We start from the raw sequence: 21,359 nt of genomic DNA, 5'->3' as shown, positions 1-21,359 counted from the left end.
CACCCAGCCGCGCCGATCTTGCAGTAGTGGCCCCTCGAATATCCCGAATGGGAGGTTTGTCAGGGCGACAAGTGCAAGATCGACGAGGCGGAGGGAGGGCGAGGGCGGGCGGGCCGGGGGTCAGTCGACGGGCCAGGTGTGGACGGGTTCGTTGCCGCGTTGCAGCTCGGCGTACCGCTGGACCATGTGGTGCAGCGCGGCTTCCCGGTCCAGGCCCCGGGTCCGCTCGGCCGTCCACACCGTCTCGGTCTGCCAGACCGCACCGTTGCGGCCGGTACGGCAGCGGCCCTCGATCACGCCGAGCAGGCGGTCCCGCTCGGCCGGGGCGACGCCGAACCGGTCCAGCCCCTGCGCGGCCACCGGCAGCAGCGTGTCGAGGACGAGCTTGGTGACCGGCACGTCGCCGAGCCGGGGCCAGTGCAGGACCGCCTCGATGCCGCGCCGGGCGGCGGCGTGGAAGTTCTCCTCAGCGGAGCTGAACGTCAGCTGGCTCCAGATGGGACGGTCCGCCTCGGCGAGGCCGCGGGCCAGCCCGAAGTAGAACGCCGCGTTGGCGAGCATGTCCACCACCGTCGGGCCGGCGGGCAGCACCCGGTTCTCCACCCGCAGGTGCGGGCGGTCGTTCATGATGTCGTAGACCGGCCGGTTCCAGCGGTAGACGGTGCCGTTGTGCAGTCGCAGCTCACCGAGCTGGGGCACGCCGCCGGCGTGCAGCACCTCGACCGGGTCCTCCTCCTCGCAGATGGGCAGCAGCGGCGGGAAGTAGCGGACGTTCTCCTCGAACAGGTCGAAGATCGAGGTGATCCAGCGCTCGCCGAACCACACCCGGGGGCGTACGCCCTGGGCCTTCAGCTCGTCGGGCCGGGTGTCGGTGGCCTGCTGGAACAGCGCGATCCGGGTCTCCGCCCAGAGCTGCCGGCCGTAGAGGAACGGCGAGTTGGCGCCGACGGCGACCTGTACGCCGGCGATCGCCTGGGAGGCGTTCCAGTAGTCGGCGAAGCTGTCCGGCGCGACCTGGAGGTGGAACTGGAGGCTGGTGCAGGCGGCCTCCGGCGCGATCGAGTCGGTGTGCGTACGCAGCCGCTCGACGCCGTTGATGTCCAGTTCGATGTCCTCGCCGCGGGCGCCGACGATCTGGTCGTTGAGGACGCGGTACCGCTCGTTCGTGGAGAGGTTGTCGGCGACCAGGTGGCGTTCGGTGAGCGTGGGCAGGATGCCGACCATCATGATCGTCGCGTCGGACTTGGCGGCCCGCTCGTCGGCGCGGCTGAGGCTGCTGCGCAGGTCCTGCTCGTAGTCGGCGAAGCCGCCGCCCTCGATCAGCCGGGGCGAGGCGTTCAGTTCGAGGTTGAACTGCCCCAGTTCGGTCTGGAACAGCGGGTCGGCGATGTCGGCCAGGATCTGGTCGTTGCGCATCGCCGGTTCGGCGGCGGCGTCGATCAGGTTCAGCTCGATCTCCAGCCCGGTCATCGGGCGGTCGGCGTCGAAGCCGAAGTCGTCGAGCATCAGCGCGAAGACGTCCAGACATCGCCGGACCTTCTGCCGGTAGCGGACCCGATCCTCCCGGGAGAAGGCGCCCTGCTCGACGTCTCTGCCCATGTGTCCTCCCGGCGCCGGTGCGACGGAACCGTACCGTTCCGCAACGCATTGTGAACCATTCGCGTGGTGGGCGTAAGTGCGCCCACCCCGCCGCCCGGCTGGACGGGCGACAGGTCTGCACCTGTACCCCGTCACCGCCGTCACCAGCGCGTCCGTGTCGGAGAACTTCACGTGACGATTCGCACCGCCGGGGCGTACGCGAGAAGGGCCCGCACCGTCGGCGGACGGTGCGGGCCCTGCGGGCCGGTGCCGGGCTCAGCCCTGGCGGATGGCCTCACCCTCGATCTCGATCTTGATCTTGCGGCCGACCAGGACGCCGCCGGTCTCCAGCGCCACGTTCCAGGTCAGGCCGAAGTCCTCGCGGTCGATCTCGGTGGAGGCGGAGAAGCCGAAGATGTCCTGCCCGAACGGGCTGCGGCCGACGCCCTCGAACTCCACCTCGAGCTCGACCTGACGGGTCACGCCCTTGATGGTCAGCTCGCCGACGAGCACGAACTCGTTGCCGTCGCGGGACTTCACCTCGGTGCTGCGGAACTCCAGCGTCGGGAACTGCTCCGCGTCGAGGAACTCCGGGCTGCGCAGGTGCGCGTCGCGGTCGGCCTGGGCGGTGTTGATGCTGGCCGCCTGGATGCTGGCGGTGACCGTGGACTGCATCGGGTCGTCGGTGACGGTGATGGTGGCGGTGGCGTCCGCGAACTCACCGCGTACCTTGCTGACCATCATGTGCCGCGCGACGAAGCCGACACGCTTGTGCGCGGCGTCCAGCACGTAGGTGCCGGGGGTGGGGATGGTGAGACCCTCCCAGTCGCGGGTAGTCGCCTCGGTGCTGCTGGTCATGATGCTCTCCTCCGGAGAAGAATGTTTAGGAGCCCAACGACTGACTGAGCAACTATAGTTGAGACAATATTCCCCGTGTCAAGTGTTGCTAGGATGGTGGCGTGGACCAGAACGTGTTCGACGACCCCCGGATCACTGCCGTCGGCCTGCTCGTCGAGGCGCATGCCGGGCTCGCCGCCCGGTTCGCCGCCCAGTTCGAGGAGCACGGCCTCTCCCCGGTCGAGTTCGAGGTGCTGACCCGGCTCGCCCGCTCACCCAACAACCAGCTGCGGATGACCGATCTGGCCGCACAGACCTCGCTCTCCACCAGCGGCGTGACCCGCGTGGTGGACCGGATGGAGCGGGACGGGCTGATCTGCCGGCGCGCCTGCCCGTCCGACCGGCGCAGCTCCTTCGCGGTGGTGACCACCGCCGGCCTGAGCCGGCTGGACGACGTCCTTCCCGGCCATCTGCGGATCATCGAGCAGTGGTTCACCAGCCAGCTCGACCCGGCGCAGCTCGACGGGCTGCTGGACGGGCTGCGCCGGGTACGCGACGCGGTCCATCCCGGCGCCACGGCCGGCAGCACCGAGCCGGCCGAGGACGCCGCCTGACGGTCCGCCAGTCACCGGCAGAATGACCGGCAGAACCGCCAGGGCAGCCGGACAAAGCGGTCCGTATATTCGCGAATCGGTCGTCGCGCCTCGGTAGTCTTCCGGCAGCGGGGGGCACCGGGGGGTGCTGGCGCGAGCGTGGAGCGAGGGGCAGCACCAGGGGGCTACTTCGCTCGCGCCACCCCCGCGCCCTCCGCCTCCCCGTGCCCGGCCGACGCGACCCGCCGTCCACCGGCGCTCATCGCCCGCGCCGGGCCGACAGGGAGAACAGCAACTCCTCCTCCTGCGGTAGCAGGCTGACGCCGGTGACCTGCCGCGCCGCGTCCAGCCGGTCCAGCACACGCGGGTCAGCGGTACTGACCGCCAGCCCCACGAGCGCCTCGACCAGATCCCGCCGGTCGGCGACTCCCTCCGCCGCGTCCGCAGCCGCGGCGAACCACTCCGCCGCCAACTCGCGGTCTCCCCGGTGCAGCGCCACGTGGCCCTCGATCAACCCGCGCAGCGCGTCCTCGGTGCGGGCGTCACCGCCCGCGCCGGGCGGGTCGAGCATCTCCACCGCTGGTGGACGGCGCCGGCCCGGCACCGCGCCCGACGGCCACAGCTCGGCGACGGTGGCCAGCGCCTCGTCGGTGCGCCCGGCGTGGGCGAGCGCCAACCCGACCGCCCCGACCGTCCGGCGCCGCCGCCCGGGATCGCCCAGCTCCGCGAGCGCGGCGGCCACCCGGCGCCCCTGCTCGACCGCCTCGGCGAACCGGCCCTCCAGGCGGGTCAGCTCGGCCTGATCGGCCCGCGCCAGCACACGCAGGCGCTGGTCACCGCACTGTGCCGCCAGCCGGTCGACGGTGGCCAGCCGCCGCCGGGCGCCGGCCAGCCGCCCTTCGCGTACGTCGTGCCAGGTCAGGTGCGCCTGGGCGACGGCCATCTCGCGTACCCGGTGGTGCCGGGTGGCCGCCGCCAGCGCGGCCTCGGCCTGCTCGCGGGCCTCGTCGTGCGCGCCGAGCCCGAGCAGCAGCGCGCAGAGCACCGAGCGGGCGGACAGCTCGCCGGTCACGTCGCCCGCCTCGGCGAAGACGACCAGGGCGGCCCGGGCCGCCGGCAGTTCCTCCGCGCCCGCGCCGTGCTCGGCGGCCAGCCGGGCCGCGCCGAGCATGGCCCAGGCCCGCAGAGTGGGCCGGGCACCCGCGGTACGCGGATCGGCGAGCAGCCGACGCAGCCGACGGCGGCCGGAGACGTCCCGCCCGCGCAGCCGCCACCATCGCGGCAGTGAGGCGGCGAGCAGGAGCGCGGTCTCCGGTGCGTGCTCGGCGGCGTACGTCAGCGCGGCGGTGATGTCGCTCGTCGCCTCGTCGAGCGCGCGCACCGCGCCGGACATCTGTGCGCCCACCAGCCCCGGCGCGGTGCGGTGGACCAGACCGGCGATCACCGCCGCGTGCCGCATCCGGATCCGGGCGGTCTCGCCGTCGGCGTCGGCCTGCTCCGCGGCGAAGTCACGGACCGCGTCCAGCAGGCGGAACCGGAACGGGCCGGTGCCCCGGACACTGAGCAGGCCCAGCTCGCGCAGCCGGTCCAGCAACGGCGCGGCGTCCCACCGCCGGCCGCCGTCGGCGAGCAGTTCCTCGGCCAGCTCGACCGACCAGCGGTTACGGAACGCGGACAGCCGCCGCAGCGCCGCCCGGTCGGCGGTGGCGAGCAGGTGATAGCTGCTCGCCACGGCGTCGCGCAGCGTCACAGTGCCGGCGGACGGGTCGGCGGGCTCCCAGCCGGGGCGTACGCCGGTCAGGTCCAGGACGCGGTCGCCGTAGCGGTCGAGCAGTTCGGTGACGTCGAGGATGCGTCCCCGTGCCGCCATCAGCTCGATGGCGAGCGGCAGTCCGCCGAGCCGGCGTACGAGCGCGGCCAGCGCCGGCAGCTCGGCCGGGGTGGGCGGTTCCCGGCGGGCCTGGGCGAAGCGGGCGGCGAACAGCGCCGCCGCCGGCCAACGGTCCAGGTCGGCCCGGTCGGCGGGCTCGACGCCGGCCGGTGGCACGTCGAGCGGCGCGACCGGCCGGACCAGCTCGCCGGGCAGGCCCGCCGGGCGGCGGCCGGTCACCAGCACCCGCAGCGTCGGCACGGCGGCGGTCAGGACGCGCAGCGCCTCGGCCACCGCGTCCGGCGCCCGGTCGACGGCGTCGACGAGCAGCAGCGCCCGCCGGTCGCCGATCCGGCAGGACAGGTCGGCCAGCCGGTTCACGCCGAACATCGACACCGACGCGGCGAGCACGTCGGGGGTGTCCGAGCCCTCACCCACGAGCACCCCGGCCACGCCCGCCGGGTGGCGGGCCGCCACCGCGTGCGCGACTGTGACGGCCAGCGCCGTCTTGCCCACCCCGGCGAGCCCCACCAGGCTCACCACCGGGTACGCGTCGAGCAGGCCGGACACCTCCGCCACGTCCCGTTCGCGGCCGAACAGCGGTACGGGCTGGGGCAGCGCCACCGGCGGATCGTCGGCGGCGGCACCGGCGGCGGGAAGACGGGATGCCGGGGGCCGGGCGGTGTCGACGAACTCGCGCCGCTCGTCACCGCTCAGGCCGAGCGCGTCGGCCAGCAGGTCGACTGTGGTGCGCTGGGGCCGGGTGGCCCGCCCTCGTTCCAGATCGCGGACCGTCCGTACGCCCACGCCGGCCCGGTCCGCCAGCTCGGCCTGGGTCAGGCCGACGGCGAGCCGGTGCCCGCGCAGCAGATCGGACAGACCGGTACGACCGCCCGGGCCCCGCGCACGGTCATGATCCGGAGTCATGGGCACGAAGATTACGGATGGACTCCGACGCTCCACAGCCCATCGTCAACCACCCGACCGTCCACTGCCGATATCCGACAGGGTGCGGTTTCGGGCGTCCTCACATGCCGAGGTCGCGCGCGATGATCATGCGCTGCACCTCGCTGGTGCCCTCACCGATCTCCAGGATCTTGGAGTCGCGCCAGAAGCGGGCCACCGGGTACTCGTTCATGAAGCCGTACCCGCCGTGGATCTGCGTCGCCTCGCGGGCGTTGTCCACGGCGACGGTGGAGGCGTGCAGCTTGGCGATGGCCGCCTGGCGCTTGAACGGCTCACCGGCGAGCATCCGGGCGGCCGCGTCGTAGTAGGCCAGCCGGGCCGTGTGCGCCTTCATCTCCATGTCCGCGATCTTGAACTGGATCGCCTGGTAGTTGCCGATCGGCTGACCGAACGCCTGGCGCTCCTTCGCGTACTTGATCGACTCGTCCACGCAGCCCTGGGCCAGGCCGACGGCGAGCGCCGCGATGGCGATCCGGCCCTCGTCCAGGATGCGCAGGAACTGCGCGAAGCCCCGGCCGCGCTCGCCGAGCAGGTTCGCCGCCGGCACCCGGCAGTCGTCGAACGTCAGCTCGTGCGTGTCCGACGCGGTCCAGCCGACCTTGGAGTAGCCGGGCGCGACGGTGAAACCGGGCGTACCCGACGGCACGATGATCGTGGACAGCTCCTTGCCGCCGTCCGGCCGCGTACCGGTGACGGCGGTGACGGTGACCAGCGCGGTGATGTCGGTGCCGGAGTTGGTGATGAACGCCTTCGAGCCGTTGATCACCCACTCGTCGCCGTCCAGGACGGCCCGCGTCCGGGTGCCGGCCGCGTCCGACCCGGTGCCCGGCTCGGTGAGCCCGAACCCGGCCAGCGCCTCACCGCTGAGCAGCTTCGGCAGCCACTGCGCCTTCTGCTCCTCGGTGCCGAACCGGTAGATCGGCATCGCGCCGAGCGACACCGCCGCCTCCAGCGTGATCGCCACGCTGGAGTCCACCCGGGCCAGCTCCTCCAGCGCCAGGCAGAGCGCGAAGTAGTCGCCGCCCATTCCGCCGTGCTCCTCCGCGAAGGGCAGCCCGAACAGGCCCATCTTGCCCATCTGACGGACGATCTCGTACGGGAAGGTGTGCTGCTCGTAGTGCTCGGCGATGGTGGGTGCGACCACCTCGCGGGCGAACTCCCGCACGCTGGAGCGCAGCGCCTCCTGTTCGTCGCTGAGCCGGAAGTCCATCTGATCCTCCTGGTGGGACGGCGGTACGGACGGGCCGGGCGCTCGTGACGCCGGGGCGTGGGTCGGTCGGTCGGGCCGGGGGCGTGGGCCGGTCAGACGGGGGTGACGCCGTGCCGGCGCCGGGAGAAGTGCCGCTCCTTGCCGCGCGCGGCGGCGAACCGGCGGACCAGCTCGGCGCGCAGCTCGTGCGGCTCGACGATCGCGTCCACCACCAGCTCGCTGGCGAGGCGGACCACGTCGATGTCGCGCTCGTACTCCTCGCGCTTCGCGGCCACGAACGCGGCCCGCTCGGCCTCGTCGGAGATGGCGGCGATCTTGTTGGCGTAGACCGCGTTCACCGCGGCCTCCGCGCCCATCACCGCGATCTTCGCGGTGGGCAGCGCGATCGTGGCGTCCGGCTCGAAGCCGGGACCGGCCATCGCGTAGAGACCCGCGCCGTACGCCTTGCGGACCACCACACAGATCTTGGGTACGGTCGCCTCGGAGATCGCCGTGATCATCTTCGCGCCGTGCCGGATGATGCCCTGCTTCTCCACCGCGCTGCCGACCATGAACCCGGGCACGTCGCTGAGGAACAGCAGCGGCACGTTGAACGCGTCGCAGAGCTGCACGAACCGGGTCGCCTTGTCGGCCGAGTCGACGAAGAGCACGCCGCCCTTGAACATCGAGTTGTTGCCGACCACGCCGACGACCTCGCCGTTCAGCCGGCCGAACCCGATGGTCAGCTCCTTGGCCCACAGCGCCTGGATCTCGAAGAAGCTGCCGGAGTCGAGCAGACCCTTGACGTACCGGCGCATGTCGAACGCCTGCCGCTCGCTGGCCGGGACCAGCGCGGCCAGGTCGGCCTTCTCCGGCGCGTCCACGGCCTCGGCGACCGGCGGGTCCTGCTTCCAGTTCGACGGCAGGTACGACAGGTACGTCCGCACCACGTCGAGCGCGTCGTTCTCGGTCTTGCAGAGGAAGTGACCCACGCCGGACTCGGCGCAGTGCACCTTCGCGCCGCCCATCGCCTCCAGCGTGGTCTTCTCGCCGGTGACCATCTCGACCATGCGGTCGGAGCCGAGGTACATGCTGGCGTTGCCGTCCACCATGGCGACCACGTCGCAGAACGCCGGGATGTAGGCCCCGCCCGCCGCGCTCGGCCCGAACAGCGCGCAGACCTGCGGGATCGAGCCGGAGGCGCGGACCTGGTTCCAGAAGATCTTGCCGGCGCCGCGCCGGCCCGGGAACAGGTCGACCTGGTCGGTGATCCGCGCGCCGGCCGAGTCGACCAGGTAGACCATCGGGACGCCGGTCGCGTACGCCCGCTCGATGATCCGGATGATCTTCTCGACGGTACGCGCGCCCCAGCTGCCGGCCTTGACCGTGGAGTCGTTCGCCATCAGGCAGACCTGGCGGCCGTCGATCGTGGCGGTGCCGGTGACCACGCCGTCGGCGGGCAGACCGTCGGCCATCGCGTTGGCGTAGAGCCCGTCCTCGACGAAGGAGCCCTCGTCGACCAGGTACGCCACGCGCTCGCGGGCGAACAGCTTCCCCTTCGCGGCGTTGGCCGCGTGGTACTTGTCCGCTCCGCCGGCGCGGGCGCGCTTGCGTAGCTGCTCCAGAGCCTCACCGTCGAGCGTCACGCCGACTCCCGTTGCCACGGCCCCCGCACAGGGCGCCCACCGACCTGAACGATCGTTAGGCTACCCCACCCGCGCCTCCCCCGGCACCCCGCCACACCCCCGCACCCCGCCCACCCCCGCTCATTTCGTCGATCAAGGAGTTCGTGTCCTCATTCGGGCACCCGGAGGGACACAAACCCCTTGATCGACGTGGCGGGAGGACGGGGGAGCAGGGCGGGTCAGGAGGGAAGGGGGGTCAGGCGGGTTCGAGGGCCGGCGCGGAGGACTCCGGAGGGCAGCTTCTTGCCCACCAGGTCTTCGGCCAGTTCGGCGGCCTCGATCAGGGCGTCCAGGTCGATGCCGGTGTCGACGCCCATGTCGTGCAGCATGTGCACCGCCTCCTCGGTGGCCAGGTTGCCGCTGGCACCCGGGGCGTACGGGCAGCCGCCGAGGCCGCCGACGCTGGCGTCGAACTCGGTGACGCCCAACTCCATCGCCGTGAGCATGTTCGCCAGGGCGGTACCCCGGGTGTTGTGGAAGTGCAGCAGCACCGGCAGGTGGGCGTTGCGGTCCCGGACCGCCGTCACCAGTTCGCGGACGCGCCGGGGCGTACCCATGCCCGTGGTGTCGCCGAAGGCGACCCGGTCCGCGCCGTCGCGGGCGACGCGGTCGACGATCGCGGCGACCCGGCGGGGGTCCACGTCGCCCTCGTAGGGGCAGCCGAAGCTGGTCGCCACGATCACCTCGGCGGTGGCGCCCGCGCCGTGCAGCAGGTCGATCAGCTCGGCGATGTCGTCGAGCGACTCGTCCGTGGAGCGGTTGACGTTGCGGCGGTTGTGCGTGTCGCTGGCCGAGACCACCACCTCGATCTCGGTGAAGCCGGCCGCCAGCGCCCGCTGCGCGCCACGGGTGTTCGGCACCAGGGCCGAGTAGCGCACCCCGTCGACCTTCTGCGCCCGCTGCCACACCTCGTCGGCGTCGGCCATCTGCGGGATCGCCTTCGGGTGGACGAAGGAGACGGCCTCGATGCGGCGTACCCCGGTGCGGGACAGCGCGTCGAGCAGCCGCACCTTGGCGTCGGTGGGGATGGGCTCCTCGTTCTGGAGGCCGTCGCGGGGACCGACCTCACGGATGCTCACGGATTCCGGAAGTTGCGCCATCAGGTTCACCTCACTTGAGTCGAGCATGACACCGGGTGGCGTCAGCGCATCCGGGAGACGATGCCGGTGTCGTAGTCGCCGGAGAGGAACTCCTCGTTCTCCAGCAGCTCGGCGAAGAACGGCAGGTTGCACTTCGGGCCGACGATCTCGAACTGGGCGACCGCCGCCCGCGCCCGCTGGACCGCCTCCTCGCGGGTGTCCCCGGTGAGGATCAGCTTGGCCATCAGGCTGTCGTAGAACGGCGTGACGGTGTTGCCGGCGACGTAGCCGGAGTCGACGCGCACGCCGGTGCCGGACGGCTCGTTCCAGGTGGTGATCGCGCCCGGACCGGGCAGGAAGCGCTTCGGGTCCTCGGCGTTGATCCGCAGCTCGATGGCGTGCCCGCGCGGGGCGAGCGCGTCCGGGTCGAACGTCGGCGCCAGGCCGGCCGCCACCCGCAACTGCTCCTCGACCAGGTCGACGCCGTAGACGTACTCGGTGACCGGGTGCTCGACCTGGAGCCGCGTGTTCATCTCCAGGAAGAAAAATTCTTCGGAGAGGGGGCTACCGTCCTTGAGATCCCGCTGACGCGGGACCAGCAAACATTCCACAGTCCCGGCGTTGCGGTAGTTCACCGCCTCGCCCGCGCGTACCGCCGCGGCCAGGAACCGCTCGCGCAGCTCGGGCGAGACCGCCGGGGACGGCGACTCCTCGACGAGCTTCTGGTTGCGCCGCTGCACCGAGCACTCCCGCTCGCCGAGGGCCACCACCCGGCCGTCGGCCAGGCCGAGGATCTGCACCTCGACGTGGCGCACCCGGGGGAAGTACCGCTCGATCAGCACCGAACCGTCGCCGAACATCCGCTCGGCGAACGCGCGGACCTTGTCGTACTCGGTGCGCAGCGCCGCTTCGTCCGCGGCCACGCCCATGCCCATGCCGCCGCCGCCCGCCGCGGCCTTGACCATCACCGGGTAGCCGATCTCCGCGGCGGCCGCGACCGCCGCGTCCAGGTCGCTCGCCGGCTCGGTGGTGCCGGGCGCGACCGGCACGCCGGCCGCCGCCATCAGGTTCCGAGCGTTGATCTTGTCGCCCATCGCGGTGATCGCGTCGGCGCCGGGCCCGACCCAGATCAGGCCGGCCCCTTCGACGGTACGGGCGAAGTCCGCGTTCTCGGACAGGAAGCCGTAGCCGGGGTGGATCGCCTGCGCGCCGGTGCTACGGGCGGCGTCGAGGATCGCCTCCACGTTCCGGTAGCTCTGCGCCGGGTTCGCCGGGCCGACGCAGACCGCCTCGTCGGCCTCGGTCACGAACGGCAGCCCGCCGTCGGCCTCCGAGTGCACCGCGATCGTCCGGATCCCGAGCCGCTTGCCGGTACGGATGATCCGCCGCGCGATCTCCCCCCGATTCGCGACCAACAACGATTCGATCATCTTCTGCACGGACGTGACCCCTTCTCGACGCAAAGCCGGGGTCTCTTCTTAACACGCGTTAAGGTGAGCGCGGCGTGTCAGGTCGGGTCGGTGGGCGCGAGCAGGGCCGCGAGGGTCGCGCCGCGCAACAGCTCGGCCCGGCGCCGGCGGTCCACCTCGCCGCCGAGGAACGGGGTCGAGTTCATCAGGCCGAACGCCGCGTGGGCGAGCACCCGGGCCTCGCCGTCGGGCAGGCCGGGGTGCAGCGCGGTCAGCACGGTGACCCATTCCTCGACGTACATCCGCTGGAGCCGGCGGATCCGGCGGCGCGGCTCGTCCGGGAGGCGGTCCAGCTCGTGCAGGTGCAACGCGATCACCGCCGGGTTGGCCAGCGCGAAGTCGACGTGGAAGTCGATCAGCGACTCCAGCGCCGCACGCGGGTCGCCCGGGTGGCCGGCGGCACGTTCCCGCCCGCCCGCGAGCAACCCCTCGCTCACCGGGATCAGCGCGGCGACGAGCATCGCCTCCTTGCCGGCGAAGTGGTGGTAGAGCGCCGGACCGGTGACCCCGGCCGCCGCGCCGATGTCGTCCATCGACACACCGTGGTAGCCGCGCGCCGCGAAGAGGCCGACCGCGATCTCCAGGATCTCGTCCCGCCGGGACCGGCGCCGGGCCGCACCCGCCGCCCCCCGTGCCTGCTGTTCCACCGCCACCGGACCAGCCTAGACCTCGCGTTCGAGCTGGGGCAGCCGCGGTTACCCAACGGTTGCCCCAGCCCGTCGCGTCAGTCCTCCTCGATGCCGTGGTCGGCGCGGACCTTCGCCGCATCGGCCTCCCGGCCCTGCTCGTCGAGCGCGCGGGCCAGCAGCCAGGCGGCCTGCGTGGCCGGGCGGGAGCCGGTGGGCAGCCCGCCGAGGACCGGGCGCAGCAGCCCCTCGGCCTGCTCCGGCCGGCCGTCACGCAGCAGCAGCTCGCCGGTCAGTACCTCGACCTGGGCGGCCTCACCGAACGCCTCGATCGACCGCAGGCGCTCCGGCACGCCGTCCACCCGGTCCAGCGCGGCGGTGAGCCGGTCCTCGCCGATCAGCACCCGGGCCACCGCGTCGGCGGCCATCGCCCGCTCGTACGTGACCACCGGCGGCTCGTCGGCGCCGACCGGGAGCGCGGCCGCCGCCTCGTCCACCCGCTCGATCGCGGCCACCGCGGCCGGCAGGTCACCGGACCAGTGCAGGGCGAGCAGTTCCCGCCGCCGGGCCCGCAACTCGTCCACCTGGTAGCCGGCGAGCCGCCAGGCGGTCGCCGCCGCCGCGAACCGCTGCGCGGCGAGGGCGTCGCGGTCGGCGTCGTAGAGCAGGCCGCCGGACTCCTCCAGCACCTGCGCGCGGTGGGGGAGATTGTCCGGCCCGTCCAGGTTGTCGGCGAGCGTGTCGAGCACCGCGAGCGCCAGGTCCGTCTCGCCGAGCCCCGCGTAGATGCCGGACAGCAGGTGCCGGCACCGGTCCGCCTCGGCCTGTGCACCGGCCCGGTCGAGCCCGAGCACCGCCTCCTCGGCCACCTCGGCGGCCTCGGCCAGCCGCCCGGCCACCCGGTACGCCTCGGCCAGCTCCCAGCGCAGCAGCGCGTCGCCCTCCAGCCCCTGCTCGACGCAGAGGGTGACCGCCTCGGCCAGATCCTCCACCGCCTCGCCGGCCCGGTCGGCGGCCATCAGCGCCCGGCCCCGGGTCACCCGCAGCGGCAGGTGCGCACCGGCCGGTGCGACCGACAGCGCCTCCTCACAGGCGGCCACCGCGTCGGCCGGGTCGTCGGTGGCGCGGGCGTACGCCAGGCAGGCGCCGGTGAGCATCTCGGCGTCGCCCAGCTCGCCCGCCAGCCGACGGGACCGCGCCGCCGCGTCCCGGAACTCCTCGGCCCGTTCCAGCTGCTCCAGCACGTGCGTGCGGTGCAGCGCGACCCGCCCGGCCAGCCACGGATCGGCGTCCGCCTCCGCCTCGGCCCGGTCGAGCGCGTCGAGCGCCTCCGCCCACCGCTCGCCGTGCACGTGGGCCAGGGCGAGGCGGTCCCAGCCGGCGGCCCGGTCACGCGGTCCGCCGTGCTCGGTCAGGTAGTCGGCCGACTCCCGGGCCAGGGCCAGGCCCTCGTCCGCGCTCTCCTCGGCCATGCTGAGCAGCACACCGAGCCGCCCGGCCACCACCTGGGCGCGCAGCGGGTCCGGCACCTCCCGCCACGCGGCCAGCGCCTCCCGGTTGACCTCGATCGCCACCGGTACGCCGTCGTCGTCCTGGGACAGCTCGCCGGCCCGCAGCTCCAGCCGCCAGGCCCGGGTGGTCGCGGGCAGGTCCGCGTCGCCGAACCGCTCGTCGTACGCGCGCAACGCGGCGACCAGCCCGTCCCGGCGGTTGGTGCGCCAGTACTCCTCGGCCAGCGCGAGCAACTCGTCGGCACCGGCGTCGGCCGGCACGGTGACCGGCTGCGCGGAGGGCACCGGAGCGTCCGGGCCGGTACGCGGCGCGGGCACCGCCGGGCGGCGCAGGCTCGCGGACAGCGGCAGATGCTCACCGACCGGCCCGGCCGCGAGCTTGCGGGCGATCAACCCGGACTGGTGCGTGGTGCCGTTGCGCGCGTCGAAGCGCTCGGCCAGCGCGGTCGCCGTACCGGCCAGCTCGCCGGCGAGCGCGCCCGCCGGCACGTCCGCGGCCGGGCGCTCGCCGGAGGCGCGGCGGTGCACCGTCAGCTCGGCCGGCACCTGACGCAGCGCCGCCGAGGCGGCGGCCGCGAAGTGCATCGCGGCAGCCGGGGTGGGCGCCCGGTCCAGCCAGTCCAGGTGCCGCTCGACCAGCTCCAGCGCGCGGGCCTCGTTGCCGGTCACGGTGCAGAACTCGACGTGGTCGGCGATGTCCCACAGGTCGGCCAGGTTGCCGCGCACCCGCCGGTACGCCTCCCGGTGCGCGTCCCGCGCGGCGTCGCCCCGGCCGGTCTCCCGGTAGGGCGTGAGCAGCGCGGTGAGGATCCCCTGCGGCTGCTCGCTACAGGTCAGCCGCCCGGCGAGCACCGGCTCGGCCAGCGCCACCGCCTCCTCGTGCCGGCCGTGCCGCACCAGGTGCGCGACCTGCGTGGTCGGGTCGCAGCCGGCGCAGTCCGACAGCGCGTCGCGGGGCGTGGTCATCCACTTGCGGTACCACTGCTCCGCCGCCTCGTCGTCGCCCAGATGCGCGGCCACCAGGTAGCGGTGCTTGTAGACGGCCTGGAGCGAGTGCCCGGAGTCGCGGTAGCGCCGTTCCATGTCGTCGAGCACCGCGTACGTCCGGTCCAGCGGCAGCTCCGGGAACTTCACCATGGCGTTGACCATGTACTTGAAGAACCAGAGCAGCTGGTGCGTGTAGCGCTGGTGGTAGGGCTGCGGATCCTTGTCGTACTCGGCCAGGCACCAGGAGAACGTGACGAAGGACTTCGCCGGTTCGCCGCCGTAGACGTACGCGGTGGTGCCGGTGACCCGGGCGGCGAAGGCGAGGTGCCGGTCGTCGCCCGCGTCGGCGCGGCGCAGCAACTGTTCCAGTGCGGCGATCTGTCCCGGCCCGTACGGCATGGATTCGATCTCGTGGTGCATCCGCCAGAGGTCGTCGTCAGTCACGGGTCTCTCCCGGTACGGCCCGGCCGAGCAGGCCGAGGAAGGAACTGTTCAGCAGTGCGGCGTCGGCCGCCCGGATCGGGTGGTGCCCGAGCAGCAGGGCCTGCCCGTAGAGCGCCTCGACGGCCAGCCCGACCAGCTCCGGGTCGGCGAGCGTGGTGACCCGGCGGACCAGCGGGTTGCGGTGGTTGAGCACCAGTTGCGGGCGGTCCGGCGGGGCGGAGGCGGCGAGCGCGTCGAGCACGCCGCCCCACAGCTCGTCGGCCTTGTCCCGGCTGGCGGCGAGCTGGTCGTGGAACGCGGCCGAGCGGGACACCAGGTAGAGCGCCGGCAGCGACACCGGGTCGTACGCCCGGATCACGACCTCGCAGCCGAGCCGTTCCAGGGCCCGCTGCGCGGCGGTGAGGAACGGCCGCAGGGCCAGCTCGGTCGCCGGGTCGAGGATCTCGAACCGGGTGGTGAGGTCGCTCGGCTCCAGCCGTTCGATCAGCACCGACCGGTCCACGGTGGGCAGCCGCTCGATCAGCTCGGTGTCGTACGTGTAGCCGGCGTTGACCACCGCCAGGTCCTGCGCGGCGGCCACGGCGGCGAGCTGGCGGAACTCGTCCAGGCTGGCGGCGTACCGGAGCACGCCGTGCCGTTGCCGGAACTCGGCGAGCGTGAGCGTGCCGACGTTGGTGTCCATCGGCCACCACTGGTCGACCAGCCGCAGCATCTCGTCGTCGTGCATCGCGAGCGCCTTGACCCCCAGGTGGTGCACCTGGAGGAACTCGCCGAGCCGGCGCGGGTCGTGCTTGGCGAGCCGGACCAGCCAGCCGCGGATCTGGTCGCCGAGCGCCTCCCGGACGGAGGTGAGCAGCGTGTCCTCGTAGAGCGCCTCGCGGCTGGCGGTGGGGCGCAGCTCACTGGCGTCGACCACGCAGTGGGCGAAGAAGGCCCACTCGGGCAGCAGCCCGTCGGCGTGCTCGCTGAGCAGCATCCGCTTGAGGTAGACCCGGTGCCCGGCCCGGGCGGCCGGGTTCACCGCGGCGGGCAGGATGAACGCCACGCCGGTCAGGCCGGCCTCGGGCACCGACAGCGGCACCACGTCGAACGGGACGAACCCGAGCAGTTCCTGCGCGTACCGCTGGAGCGCGGCCCGGTCCACCGGCGCACCGGGTGTGGTCGGCCACGGCGGCGGGCCGGAGGTGGTCGGCGTGTCACCGACCCGGACGTCGACCGGCAGCAGGCCACCGTAGAGGCGGGCCAGCTCGGTGACGGTGGGTACGCCGAGCCACTGGTCGGCGTCGCGCCGGGGCACCAGCGTGACTGTCGTGCCGGGCTCGTCCCGGGCCTGCTCCGGCTCGGCGAGCCGCACCGCGTACCGCCCGTCGGACCAGCCCGTCCAGAGCACTGTGGGCTCGTCGGCGTGCCGGGTGACCACCCGGATCTCGTCCGCCACCAGGAAGCAGGAGAGCAGGCCGATGCCGAACTGGCCGAGGAACTCGTGCCGGGAGAAGCCCAGCTCGTCGCGCTTGGAGCTGCGGCCGATGGTGGCGAGCAGCTCGTGCACCTGCGCCTCGGTCAGGCCGATGCCGGTGTCGTGCACGCGCAGCGTCCCGTCGCCGGTCAGCTCCGGCGGCTCGATGCGGACCCGCGCCGGGGCTTCCGGCTCGGCGGACCGCCGTGCGGTGATCGCGTCGACGGCGTTCTGGAGCAGCTCGCGCACGTACACCCGCGGACTGCCGTAGAGGTGATGACTGAGCAGGTCGACCACGCCACGGAGGTCCACCTGGAAGGTGCGGTCCAATCGCGCTCCCGGTTCGGATTTTCGGCGCTCACCGTACCGGTCAGCGCCGACAGTGTCCGTCCCGTTTCACCCCTCCCCTCCCGCCCACGCCCCCCGCCGATCTTGCGCCTTCCGCCCGGGCGCACACGCACGAAATGGACACCTCAAGGGCCGCAACTGCGAGATCAGCGAGGCGGTGGTTCGAAGCCCGCGAGGCGAGTGGCGATGCGGTGCCGGGCCGGGGGCAGTGCGGAGACGAGCCGGAGCAGCAGGTTGCGTAGCGGGCGGAGTGGCGGTGGGGCGGCGGCGAGCCGGGTCAGCCCGGCGGCGAAGCCGAGCACCTCCTCGGCGAGGGGGCGGCGGTCGGCGGCGTACCCGTCGAGGGCCTGCGGCCCGGCGGCGAGCGCGTCGCCGAGGGCGACCGCGTCCCGCAGGCCGAGGTTCATCCCCTGCCCACCGGCGGGGCTGTGCACGTGCGCCGCGTCCCCGGCGAGCAGCACCGGGCCGGAGCGGTACGTGCTCGCGATCCGGTGGTGGATGCGGAACCGTGACGACCACGCCATGCCGGTGACCCGGTCCGGCCGGCGCGCCGGCCCGCGCTCGTCGAGCAGCGCCTGGAAGTGGTGCGCCTGCGGGTCGCGCGGCGCGGCGTCCACTGTGGCGACCAGCCGGACCGTGCCGTCGGGCAGCGGCGCCCAGATCAGTGGGCCCTGCCGGGACAGGAAGAGGCTCACCTGGTCGCGCGGGAGCGTGCTGTCCACGTGGACGTCGGCGAGCAGGAACGACTCCCCGGGGTCGGCCGGGCCGCCGAAGCCGATGCCGGCGAGTTCGCGGACCCGGCTGTGCATCCCGTCCGCACCGACGACCCAGCGCGCCCGGACCGCGCGGCCGCCGTCGAAGCGCGCGACGGCGCCGTCGCCGTCGAGGTCCAGCCCGGTCATCTCGTACGGCCGCAGCACGCGCCCGCCGAGCGCGGCGAGCCGGTCGGCGAGCACCGCCTCGGTCTCGGCCTGCGAGATCAGCAGCGCGTACGGGTAGCGCGACGGCAACCGGTCGAAGGGGACGGTGACCAGCACCCGGTCCCGGTCGCGGACGCTGAACCGGGCCGAGCGCAGCCCTCGGGCGGCCAACGGCGCGGCGACCCCGATCCGGTCCAGCACCTCCAGGGTGCCGGCGTGCACGACCGCGGCGCGCGAGGTGACCGGCGGCTCGGCGAGCCGGTCGACGACTGTCGCGGTCACGCCGTGCCCGGCCAGCGTCACCGCCACGGCCAGGCCGGTCGGCCCGGCTCCCACCACGAGGACGTCAGTGCGTTCGGGCAGCATCGTTCCACCTCCGGGCTCGGGTCAACAACTGTTTGCCAACGCTTGTTGGCTTCACTGTAGAGCCGATGTCAACACGTGTTGGCATACAGTCGTGGACGTGACCGAACCCGCCACCCGCACCCGCCGCTCGGACGCCACCCGGGCGGCCATCCTGCGCGCCGCCCGGGAACGCTTCGCCACCGACGGCTACGACCGGGCCACCATCCGGGCCATCGCCGCCGACGCCCGCATCGACCCCTCGATGGTGATGCGCTACTACGGCAGCAAGGAGGGACTCTTCGCCGCGGCGGCCGAGTTCGACCTGCGCCTGCCCGACCTGGCCGAGGTGCCGCCGGACCGGCTCGGCGAGACACTGACCCGGCACTTCGTGCGCCGCTGGGAGGCGGACGGGACACTCGTCGCCCTGCTCCGGGCCGCCGCCACCAACCCCGGCGCGGCCGAACGGATGCGCGGCGTCTTCGCCGGCCAGCTCGCCACAGCGGTGGCCCGTTGCGTTGCCGACCCGGCGACCGCCGCCCGCCGGGCCGGCCTGGTGGCCAGCCAGATCCTCGGTCTCGCGCTCACCCGGTACGTCGTCCGGCTGCCACCGGTGGTGGACCTCGACCCGGAGGAACTGGCCGCCTGGGTCGGCCCGACGATTCAGCGCTACCTGACCCAACCTTTGCCCCCGTCCCGCGCGTCTGGCGGGTGACGGAGGGAGGAGCCGGATGGGGCGCGACGCGGACGACGGGCGGGCGGACTACCTCGCCTTCGTCGAGGCGCACCAGCACCGGCTGCTGCGCGCCGCGTACCTGATCTGCGGGAACCGCCACCAGGCCGAGGACCTGCTCCAGGACGCGCTGCTCAAGCTGGCGCTGCGCTGGTCGTCGGTGCGCGACGGCGACCCGGCCGCGTACGTGCGCGCCATCCTCTACCGCGACGCCGTCTCCTGGTGGCGACGCCGGCGGCGGGAGTGGCTCAGCGCGTACCCGCCGGACCGGCCGGGCGCCGACGCCGACGCCGCGCTGCGGCTCACCGTGCGCGCGGCGCTGGACCGGTTGCCGCCACGCCAGCGGGCCGTCGTGGTGCTGCGCTACTTCGAGGACCTGACCGAGGTCGCCACCGCCGAGGCGCTCGGCGTCACCGTCGGCACCGTCAAGAGCCAGTGCCACGACGCGTTGCGCCGGCTGCGCGACGTCGTACCCGCCCCCGGCACGTCCGGAGACGACCTGGTGACCGGGATGGAGGCGAACCCGTGAACGAGCCCGAGCTGACCCGGCTGCTGACCCGGGCCGCCGAGGAGATCCGGCCGACCCGGCCGGCCGAGACGGGATGGGACCGGGCCGGGCGGGTCCGCCGCGCCCGCCGGGCCGCCGGCGCCGCGGCCGTCGCCGTGGTCCTGCTCGGCGGCGGTACGACGGCACTGCTGCACCGCTCCGGCCCGCCCCCCGCCGCACCGGCCCGCCCGACTGTGACCTCGCTGCCGAGCGCGCCGGTGGTGCAGCGGCCCCCGGACCGGCTCGGACAGGCGGGCGACCCGCTGGGCCGGCTCGGCGACCGGGTCGCCTACGGCCTGTCCGACCGCCCGGTGCGCCGGGCGCTGGCCCTCTACCAGCCGATCGACCCGGAGACCGGCGAGGCCGGCCCGGTCCGGGTGCTGGGTGACGACGGCATGGTCCGGGAACTCGACGTGGTGACGCTCGCACCCACCCGCGACGCCGGGGGCAACGAGGCCGCTCCGCTCAAGCCGGGCAGCCTGTCGCCGGACGGCCGGACCGCCGCGTTCGCGCAGACCGGCGAGGTCGTCGTGGTCGGCCTGACCGACGGAGCGGTCCGCCGCTACCCGCTCACCGGCTACCTGGAGCACGTGGTCTGGGCCGGGGACCGGCTGGTGGTCGGCGACAACGACACCGCGTACGAGCTGGACCGGCGCACCGGATCGGCACGGAAGCTCCCGGTCGACCCCTGGACGCTCGTCGTGCCCGAGCCGGCTCGGTCCGGCGACCTGTTCACTGTCGGCGGCTGGTCCGGGGACGGCGGCCTGGCCGTACGCCGGTTCCCCGCCTCCGGTGGCGCGCCGGAGCGGCGGCCGGTGACCACCGGGGAGCTTCCCCCCGGTTACCAGGTGAACGAGGTCTACGGGCGGGGCTGGCAGCGCGGCGACCGGATCGGCCAGGCCGGGTGGACCACCACCGCGGGCGCCGCCGGCACGATGATCGGAGCCGAGGGCGTGGCGGTGCTCGACGCCCGTACCGGGGCGGTTACCCGCCTGCTCGACCTGGGCCGCGAGGACCGGGCGAAGGGGTGCTGCGAGGTGTACGGCTGGACCGCCGACGGCGCGTTGCTGCTCCGCTACGACGCCGGGCTGGCCCGGTGGCGGCCGGAGACCGGCGCTGTCGACTGGGTGGCGAGCGACGTCCCCGGGCGCCTGTCGATCGCCGCCGGCTGACCGGTCCCGGCCGGTCCCGCCGAGCGGAGCCGAGCGGAACGCGGCCGGTCCCGCCGCGCGGTGACGGCGGGACCGGCCGGGACGTCAGCGGGTCAGGCCGCCGGGCTGGTCGCCCTTCACGACGGGCGCCCGGACCAGGTTGCCCCACTCGGTCCACGAGCCGTCGTAGTTGCGCACCTGCGGGAACCCGAGCAGGTGGTGCAGCACGAACCAGGTGTGGCTGGACCGCTCACCGATCCGGCAGTACGCCACCACGTCGTCGGACGGGCTCAGCCCGAGCTGGTCGGCGTAGATGGCGCGCAGCTCGTCGGCGGACTTGAACGTCCCGTCGTCGTTCGCGGCGGACTTCCACGGCTTGCTCACCGCGCCCGGGATGTGCCCGCCGCGCAGCGCGCCCTCCTGCGGGTAGTCCGGCATGTGCAGCATCTCGCCGGTGTACTCGCCGGGCGACCGCACGTCCACGAGCGGCCGGCCGGACGCCACGTGCGCCATGACCTGTTCCCGGTACGCGCGGATCGGCGCGTCGTTGCGCTCCGGCACCGGGTACGAGGCGCGGGGCCGGCTCACCTTGTCCCGGGTCAGCTCCCGCCCCTCGGCGATCCACTTCTGCCGGCCGCCGTCGAGCAGCCGCACGTCCGCGTGACCGAAGAGGGAGAAGACCCAGAGGGCGTACGCGGCCCACCAGTTGAAGTTGTCGCCGTAGAAGACGACCGTGTCGTCCCGCCCGATTCCCTTGGCCGCGCACAGCTCGGCGAAGCTCGCGGCGTCCAGGTAGTCGCGGGTGACCTGGTCGTTGAGTTCGGTGTGCCAGTCGACCTTGACGGCGCCGGGGATGTGGCCGGTGTCGTAGAGGAGCACGTCCTCGTCGGACTCGACCACCACGAGCCCTTCGTCGCCCAGGTGCTCGGCCAGCCACTCGGTGGTGACGAGGCGCTGCGGGTCGGCGTACGACTGGAGGTGGGGATGCGGATCGCTCGGCACAGGCATGATCCCCAAGGTACGCCGGA

Annotated in this window: 16 protein-coding genes; 4 read left to right on the top strand and 12 right to left on the bottom strand. The window is 73.7% G+C overall.

The features are described from left to right. Nucleotides 1–120 precede the first annotated feature (120 nt). Both M8C11_RS18430 and M8C11_RS18425 read right to left on the bottom strand, forming a co-directional pair. A complete protein-coding gene (locus M8C11_RS18430) occupies nt 121–1,599 on the bottom strand; it encodes a glutamate--cysteine ligase (protein WP_120572437.1) in 1,479 nt (492 codons plus the stop codon). A 255-nt stretch (nt 1,600–1,854) separates the two neighbouring features. Continuing rightward, nucleotides 1,855–2,436 carry a YceI family protein gene (locus tag M8C11_RS18425; protein ID WP_252451289.1) on the bottom strand — a complete coding sequence of 194 codons (582 nt, stop codon included), beginning with the start codon at nt 2,434–2,436 and terminating at the stop codon, nt 1,855–1,857. A gap of 101 nt (nt 2,437–2,537) precedes the next feature. Between M8C11_RS18425 and M8C11_RS18420 the strand changes: the two genes are divergently transcribed. Beyond that, a complete protein-coding gene (locus tag M8C11_RS18420; protein ID WP_120572439.1) occupies nt 2,538–3,029 on the top strand; it encodes a MarR family winged helix-turn-helix transcriptional regulator in 492 nt (163 codons plus the stop codon). A gap of 238 nt (nt 3,030–3,267) precedes the next feature. Here the strand turns inward: M8C11_RS18420 and M8C11_RS18415 are convergent, their stop codons facing one another. The 9 genes from M8C11_RS18415 to M8C11_RS18375 form a co-directional block, all read right to left on the bottom strand. After that, on the bottom strand, nt 3,268–5,805 hold the full coding sequence (locus M8C11_RS18415; protein ID WP_252451286.1) for a helix-turn-helix domain-containing protein: 2,538 nt from the start codon (nt 5,803–5,805) through the stop codon (nt 3,268–3,270). A 100-nt stretch (nt 5,806–5,905) separates the two neighbouring features. Further along, a complete protein-coding gene (locus M8C11_RS18410) occupies nt 5,906–7,054 on the bottom strand; it encodes an acyl-CoA dehydrogenase family protein (RefSeq protein ID WP_030499564.1) in 1,149 nt (382 codons plus the stop codon). Between the two features lie 92 nt (nt 7,055–7,146). Then, entirely contained in the window at nt 7,147–8,679 is a 1,533-nt protein-coding gene (locus M8C11_RS18405) for an acyl-CoA carboxylase subunit beta (protein ID WP_252451283.1), read from the bottom strand. Between the two features lie 218 nt (nt 8,680–8,897). Next, the gene (locus M8C11_RS18400; protein ID WP_252451280.1) at nt 8,898–9,818 is read right to left on the bottom strand and encodes a hydroxymethylglutaryl-CoA lyase; all 921 of its coding nucleotides are present in this window, start codon (nt 9,816–9,818) and stop codon (nt 8,898–8,900) included. 41 nt (nt 9,819–9,859) lie between these two features. Beyond that, on the bottom strand, nt 9,860–11,227 hold the full coding sequence (locus M8C11_RS18395; RefSeq protein WP_252451613.1) for an acetyl/propionyl/methylcrotonyl-CoA carboxylase subunit alpha: 1,368 nt from the start codon (nt 11,225–11,227) through the stop codon (nt 9,860–9,862). 77 nt (nt 11,228–11,304) lie between these two features. Then, entirely contained in the window at nt 11,305–11,919 is a 615-nt protein-coding gene (locus tag M8C11_RS18390) for a TetR/AcrR family transcriptional regulator (protein ID WP_120572441.1), read from the bottom strand. Between the two features lie 71 nt (nt 11,920–11,990). Next, nucleotides 11,991–14,834, bottom strand: coding sequence for a hypothetical protein (locus M8C11_RS18385; RefSeq protein ID WP_252451277.1), 2,844 nt, complete (start codon nt 14,832–14,834; stop codon nt 11,991–11,993). After that, complete coding sequence (locus tag M8C11_RS18380; RefSeq protein WP_120572443.1) at nt 14,827–16,620, bottom strand: HSP90 family protein; 1,794 nt, start codon at nt 16,618–16,620, stop codon at nt 14,827–14,829. Before M8C11_RS18380 ends, M8C11_RS18385 begins: the two co-directional genes overlap by 8 nt. A 164-nt stretch (nt 16,621–16,784) precedes the next feature. Then, a complete protein-coding gene (locus M8C11_RS18375) occupies nt 16,785–17,924 on the bottom strand; it encodes an FAD-dependent monooxygenase (protein ID WP_252451275.1) in 1,140 nt (379 codons plus the stop codon). 91 nt (nt 17,925–18,015) lie between these two features. Between M8C11_RS18375 and M8C11_RS18370 the strand changes: the two genes are divergently transcribed. Genes M8C11_RS18370 through M8C11_RS18360 form a run of 3 tightly spaced genes read left to right on the top strand, consistent with a single transcriptional unit; the run spans nt 18,016 to nt 20,352 of the window. Next, complete coding sequence (locus M8C11_RS18370; protein WP_252451262.1) at nt 18,016–18,615, top strand: TetR family transcriptional regulator; 600 nt, start codon at nt 18,016–18,018, stop codon at nt 18,613–18,615. 16 nt (nt 18,616–18,631) lie between these two features. Further along, on the top strand, nt 18,632–19,162 hold the full coding sequence (locus tag M8C11_RS18365; protein ID WP_252451259.1) for a SigE family RNA polymerase sigma factor: 531 nt from the start codon (nt 18,632–18,634) through the stop codon (nt 19,160–19,162). Then, entirely contained in the window at nt 19,159–20,352 is a 1,194-nt protein-coding gene (locus M8C11_RS18360) for a hypothetical protein (RefSeq protein ID WP_252451257.1), read from the top strand. The genes M8C11_RS18365 and M8C11_RS18360 overlap by 4 nt, the downstream gene beginning before the upstream one ends. Nucleotides 20,353–20,436: 84 nt before the next feature. Here the strand turns inward: M8C11_RS18360 and M8C11_RS18355 are convergent, their stop codons facing one another. After that, nucleotides 20,437–21,339 carry a sulfurtransferase gene (locus tag M8C11_RS18355; RefSeq protein ID WP_252451254.1) on the bottom strand — a complete coding sequence of 301 codons (903 nt, stop codon included), beginning with the start codon at nt 21,337–21,339 and terminating at the stop codon, nt 20,437–20,439. Nucleotides 21,340–21,359 lie beyond the last annotated feature (20 nt).

It is taken from the genome of Micromonospora sp. CPM1, assembly GCF_023896895.1.
Lineage (GTDB): Bacteria > Actinomycetota > Actinomycetes > Mycobacteriales > Micromonosporaceae > Micromonospora > Micromonospora tulbaghiae.
Note: the sequence above shows the minus strand (reverse complement) of the source record. Positions and strands in the feature narration are given on the sequence as shown.